Origin of the sequence: Pseudomonas brassicae, from assembly GCF_010671725.1 — a bacterium.
GTDB classification, from domain to species: Bacteria; Pseudomonadota; Gammaproteobacteria; order Pseudomonadales; family Pseudomonadaceae; genus Aquipseudomonas; species Aquipseudomonas brassicae.
Genome location: NZ_JAAHBU010000335.1, coordinates 1 through 5810, shown reverse-complemented (window position 1 = coordinate 5810; position 5810 = coordinate 1). Strand labels below are relative to the sequence as shown.

The following is a 5810-nucleotide window of genomic DNA, read 5'->3' as shown; positions in this document are numbered from 1 at the left end:
CGCCGCGCCTGCGCATTGCCGGCTACGGCGCCCCGGCCGGTTACCTGCCGCTGCGCCAGACCTTGCAGGCGCGCCTGCACGGGCAGGGCATCGGCGCTCCGCTGGAGCAGATCGTCACCACCAGCAACACCGTGCAGGCGCTGGACATGCTGCTGCGCCTGTTGCTGCGCCCAGGTGATTGCGTGGTGCTCGACAGCCCCTGCTATTTCAACTTCCACGCCAACCTGGCCCTGCATGGCGCGCGCAGCGTGACCCTGGAGCGGGGCGCCGACGGCCTTGATCTGGCGCGCTTTGAACAACTGCTGGCGCAACACCGCCCCAGGCTGTACCTGACCACCGGCGTGCTGCATAACCCCACCGGGCATTCGTTTACCCCCGGCCAGGCGTTCGCGCTTTTGCAACTGGCGCGTCAGTACGACTGCCATGTCATCGAGGACGACCTCTACGCCGACCTGCATCCGCAGCCCCCGGCACGCCTGGCGGCGCTCGCGGGCCTGGAGCAGGTCACCTATGTCTCGGGCTTCTCCAAGACCTTCAGTGCCAACGCCCGCGCCAGCTTCGTGGTCGCCGCGCCGCAACTGGCCGCCAGCCTCATCCACCTCAAGTTGATGAGCGGCGGCATTACCTGCGAACTGCTCGAACAGGTGGTGGGCCAACTGCTTGCCGACGGCAGCTACGACAAGCACCGCAAGCGCCTGCAACTGCGTCTGCAGGAAGCTGCGGGGCGCGTCGAGCAGCGCTTGCGCGCCCTCGGTTGCACGCCGTTGCAGGCCTATGCCGGGGGCCTGTTCATCTGGGCGCGGCTGCCCGCCGGCTGCGACAGCGAAGCCCTGGCCCGTGCGGGGCTGGCGCGTGACATGCTGCTCAGCCCCGGCAGCCTGTTCGGCCCTGATCCGGCCCTGCTGGGCTGCATGCGCTTCAACATCGCCTGTAGCGATGACCCGCAGGTGTGGGCCGTGCTGACGGTACTATTGGACAGTACTGCGGTCCGTTCATCTGCGTTATAACGTCGGCTCAAACGCGTCGGCCGCGGTGTGCAGCACCTGCGGCCATTTCTACAAGGAATTCCCATGTTGCCAAGGCGGCCCTCCGTCCTCACCCTCCTGCTGCTCGGCTCCGGCTGTGCGAGTGCTGACAGTGTCGACCTGGCGCCGCTGGAAGTGACCTCCACGCGGGTCACTTCCGAGTGGCTGCAGACCCCGGCGGCGGTCAGTTCGGTGAATGTCGCCGACAAGCCCGGCGAGCAGTTGCTGACCCTCGACAGCCTGCTCACGGCGGTGCCGGGCACCGTGCCCCAGAGCCGCTACAACATGGCCCAGGGCATGCGCCTGTCGATCCGCGGCTTTGGCGCGCGCTCCAGCTTCGGCATGCGTGGCATTCGCGTGCTGGTGGACGGCGTGCCGCTGACCATGCCCGACGGCCAGACCGAAATGGACGGTGTCGACCTGGGCCTGGTGGAGAACATCGAAGTGATCCGCGGCTCGGCCTCGACGTTGTACGGCAACGGTGCCGGGGGTGTGCTGGCGATCACCACCCGCGAGCCTTCGCTGCAACCGCGGTCGAGCGTGGACATCAGTGGCGGCGCGGACGGCTATCGGCGTGTGCGGGCCGAAACCAGCGGCACCTCGGGCAACCTGGGGGGCCTGCTGGCGCTCAACGTCACCAACCTGGACGGCTACCGCGAACACTCGGCTTCCGAGGCGCGCAACCTCACTGGCAAGCTGCGCTGGCAGGCGGAGGCGGGCGAGCTGGGGGTGACCTTGCAGGCCCTCGACAACCGCTCCGAAGACCCCGGCGCGCTGACCCTTGCCCAGGTGCGCGACAAGCGCAGCCAGGCGCGGGCGCAAAGCCTGCTGTTCAATTCCGATGAACACATGAACCAGCAACGCCTGGCCATCAACTGGACCAGCCAGCTCAGCGACACCGACAGCTACCAACTGCGCAGTTGGCTGGGCCGGCGTGACTTCGGCAACCGCCTGCCGCTGCGGGCGGGCGGGCAGACCACCTACAGCCGGCTGTTCGCCGGGATGGGCGGGCAATACACGCACCTGGCCAACTGGTTCGGCCTGGGCCACCAGTTGACCACCGGACTCGACATCGAGCAGCAGCGCGACGACCGCGAGCGGCACAACAACGAGGTCGGCGGGCATACCGGCGACCTTACCCTGCGCCAGCGCGAAAAGGCCGGGGGTTATGGCCTGTATGTGCAAGACAGCATCGACCTCACCGAGCGCCTGCAACTGACCCTGGGTGGTCGCTACGACGCTACGCGCCAGGCGGTCGATGATCGTTTCAGCGGCGATGGCGATGCCTCGGATGCGCAGCGTTTCGAGGACTTCAACTACAGTACTGGCCTGAGCTATCGCTTCACCGCGCACACCATGGCCTATGCGCGCCTGGCCACCTCGTTCGAGACCCCGACCCTCAACGAACTGAGCAACCCCATGGCGGGCGGGTTCAACACCGGCCTGCAGCCGGCCCGCGCACTGACCCGTGAGCTGGGTGTGAAAGGCGAGTGGGACGACCTGCGCCTGGAGGCCGTGGTCTACAGCATCCTGCTCAAGGACGAACTGGTGGCGCAGAGTACTGACCGGGGCAATACCTACAGCAACGCCGGCAAGTCCCGGCGTGAGGGTTTCGAGCTGAGTGGCGAATACCGGCCTGTGGATAACTGGCGCCTGTCGATGGCCTACAGCTACAACGACTACCACTACACCCGTTTCGAGGGGTATGACGACAACCGCTTGCCGGGCATTCCCCGGCAGACCTTGTTCAGCGAAGTGGCGTACCAGTCGGATGCATTCTATGCGCGGGTCAACATGAACGCCTACGGCCCGCAGTACGCCGACAATGGCAATGCTGCGCGGGTGGCTGGCAATGCCTTGTTCAACCTGCGTGTCGGCAAGCTGATCACGTTGCAGGGCCAGGAGCTGGAGCCCTACCTGGGTGTGGATAACCTGACCGATCGTCGTTACTACGACAACCTGCGCATCAACGATACGGCTGCACGTTATTACGAGCCGGGTCCTGGGCGGACGGTGTATGCGGGGGTGCGCGCCAGTTTTTGAGGTTGCTGCAACAGCATGGGGGTGCGCCGGATTCGCGATGAATCTGTAGGCGCCGGCCGTGCCGGCGAAGATGTGCCCCAAAGCTTGAACCCCATCACGTTTCCGTCTATCCCCGCGCAACTTTATTCCGAAACCACCGTCAGAGGGTTTCGGTAGAGGTTGCAGGGCAATTCGTTGTCCGTTTGCCTGCGTTAACACGCCGTCGCTAAGCGACGCCTCGCCCCCCCATTTCTGAATTCCGGCCCACAAGGATGTGCCATGCAGCCGATCGCCCGTTGCCGGGCGTTGACGATGAGTGTTGCCCACCGTTTCGTCAGCGCTTTGCCCCCCACCCCTGTCGCCGCCCTGCTGCTGGCCGTGTTTGCCTGGGCCGCAGGCGTGGGCAGCACCGCGCAAGCGGCCGACCCTAACGCCGAACTGCTGCGCCAGCGCGAGCGCGAGCGCGTGCTGCGCGAACAGCTCGAAGCACGCCCCGACGTACGTCTCGAAGCCGCTACTGGCGATGAAGGCGAAGGCCGCCTGCCGGCCAGCGAAACCCCGTGCTTTGCGATCCGCCACATCCGCCTGGTGGGCGACGCGGCCGAGCAGTTCCAATGGGCCCTGCGCGCCGCCAACCCGGAATACGACCCGGCTGCCGGGCGCTGCCTGGGCGCAGGCGGGATCAATCTGACGATGAAACGCATCCAGAACGCGATCATCGAAAAAGGCTACGTCACGACCCGTGTGCTGGCCGAGGAGCAGGACCTGAGCCAGGGCGAGCTGCGCCTGACCCTGATCCCGGGGCGCATTCGCGACATTCGTTTTGCCGAAGGTACCAGCGCCCGTGCCAATGCCTGGAACGCCATGCCCGCACGCTCTGGCGAGCTGCTCAACCTGCGCGATATCGAGCAGGCCCTGGAGAACTTCAAGCGTGTACCCACCGCCGAAGCCGATATCCAGATCGCCCCGGCCCAGGCCAGCGATGCCGCACCGGGTGAAAGCGATGTGGTGATCGCCTGGCGCCAGGCGTTCCCGGCCAGGCTCAGCCTGTCTGTGGATAACTCCGGCAGCAAGACCACCGGCAAGTACCAGGGCAACCTGGCGCTGTCGCTGGACAACGTGCTTTCGCTCAACGATCTGTTCTATGCCAGCACCACCCAGGACATGGGCGGCGGCGAATCGGGCAACCGCGGCTCGCGGGGCAACACGCTGCATTACTCGGTGCCTTTCGGCTACTGGCTGCTGGGCTTCACCAGCAGCGAGTACGACTACCACCAGAGCGTCGCCGGCGAGAACCAGCGCTATCAGTACCGCGGCGAAACGCGCAACAACGAACTGCGCCTGTCGCGGCTGCTCTACCGCGATGCGGTGCGCAAGACCACAGCCTGGAGCAGCCTGTGGACGCGTACCTCGGAAAACTTCATCGACGACACCGAAATCGAGTTGCAGCGCCGGCGCATGGCCGGATGGGAAGCCGGGCTCAGCCACCGCGAGTTCATCGGCGCGGCGACCCTCGACCTGAGTGCCGGCTACCGCCGTGGCACCGGCGCGCATGGCGCGTTGCAGGCGCCCGAAGAGCTCACTGGCGAGGGCACGGCGCGCTCGAAGATCATCAGTGCCGACGCGCAGTTGCAGGTGCCCTTCGTCGCCTACAACCAGCGCCTGCGCTACATCAGCGGCTGGCGTGCGCAGTGGAACCGCTCGGCGTTGGTGCCGCAAGACCGCTTTTCCATCGGTGGGCGCTACACCGTGCGCGGTTTCGACGGCGAGAACATCCTCTCGGCCGAACGCGGCTGGACCCTGCGCAACGAAGTCGGCCTGACCCTGGGCGCGACCGAGCAGGAGCTGTACACCGGCATCGACTACGGCCAGGTCAGCGGCCACTCCAGCGACTACCTGGTCGGCAAGCGCCTGGCCGGTGCAGTGGTCGGGGTACGCGGTGGCTACAAGGCCTTGTCCTACGACTGGTCGTTTGGCACGCCGCTGAAGAAACCGGACGGTTTCGAGACGGCCAACATCACCAGCGCTTTCACTGTTTCCCTGTCGTTCTGAGGCCTGCCATGCGCTATGACCGTTTCGACCTCATCGCCCCCGCGTTCAGCGACGAACCCTGGAACGAGGCCACCGTGCTCGGCTCGGTGGCCTGGCTGTGGATGCACTCCAGCGCCCACCGCGATGCCCCCTTGCACAGCCTGCCACGCCTGCTGTTGCCGGCCCTCAAGCACCGCCAGTTCGTGCTCGGCAGCGAGGCCGGCAAGCCGGTGTTCTACCTGGCCTGGCTCAACCTGGATGCCGATGCCGAGCAGCGCTACCTCGAGCGCTCGCCGCTGGAGCGCGAGGATGCCGACTGGAACTGCGGCGAGCGCCTGTGGCTCAACGACTTCGTCGCCCCGTTCGGCCACACCACCGACCTGGCGCGCCTGATACAGCGCCAGCTGTTCCCCAACCGCTGCATGCGCTCGCTCGACCACCACGGCGAAGAGCGTGGGCTGCGGGTCAAGACCCACATGGGGATCGGCGTGATCCCCGAACAGGCACATGCCTGGTTTGCTGCGCACCCGCTGGGACTCACAGCGTAACCCTGACTTCTGGCGGTCTGGCACCGCAAATGGAATTGCAATGAACAAGCATCTTTATCGTATCGTTTTCAACAAGGCTCGCGGTCTGCTGATGGTGGTGGCCGAGAACGTCGCCAGCCAGGGCAAGGCCCCGGGCGTCACCAGCGGCCCGGTGGCCGGGCCGGCTGGCGGCTCGGCCGAGCTT

Annotated in this window: 5 protein-coding genes; all 5 read left to right on the top strand. The window is 66.2% G+C overall.

Annotated features, from left to right (window positions below; translation table 11 throughout):
- Positions 1–1007: aminotransferase-like domain-containing protein (locus G3436_RS20940; RefSeq protein ID WP_163949001.1), on the top strand; the 1007-nt coding region annotated here is incomplete at its 5' end.
- Between the two features lie 63 nt (positions 1008–1070).
- Positions 1071–3068 (top strand): TonB-dependent receptor family protein, encoded by a 1998-nt coding sequence (locus G3436_RS20935; RefSeq protein ID WP_163948998.1) that lies wholly within the window; start codon positions 1071–1073, stop codon positions 3066–3068.
- Positions 3069–3326: 258 nt separating this feature from the next.
- Positions 3327–5099, top strand: coding sequence for a ShlB/FhaC/HecB family hemolysin secretion/activation protein (locus G3436_RS20930; protein WP_243667241.1), 1773 nt, complete (start codon positions 3327–3329; stop codon positions 5097–5099).
- An 8-nt stretch (positions 5100–5107) separates the two neighbouring features.
- Positions 5108–5626 (top strand): toxin-activating lysine-acyltransferase, encoded by a 519-nt coding sequence (locus G3436_RS20925; protein WP_163948996.1) that lies wholly within the window; start codon positions 5108–5110, stop codon positions 5624–5626.
- Between the two features lie 40 nt (positions 5627–5666).
- A partial coding sequence (locus tag G3436_RS29040; protein WP_163948994.1) for an ESPR domain-containing protein occupies positions 5667–5810 on the top strand: 144 nt, incomplete at its 3' end.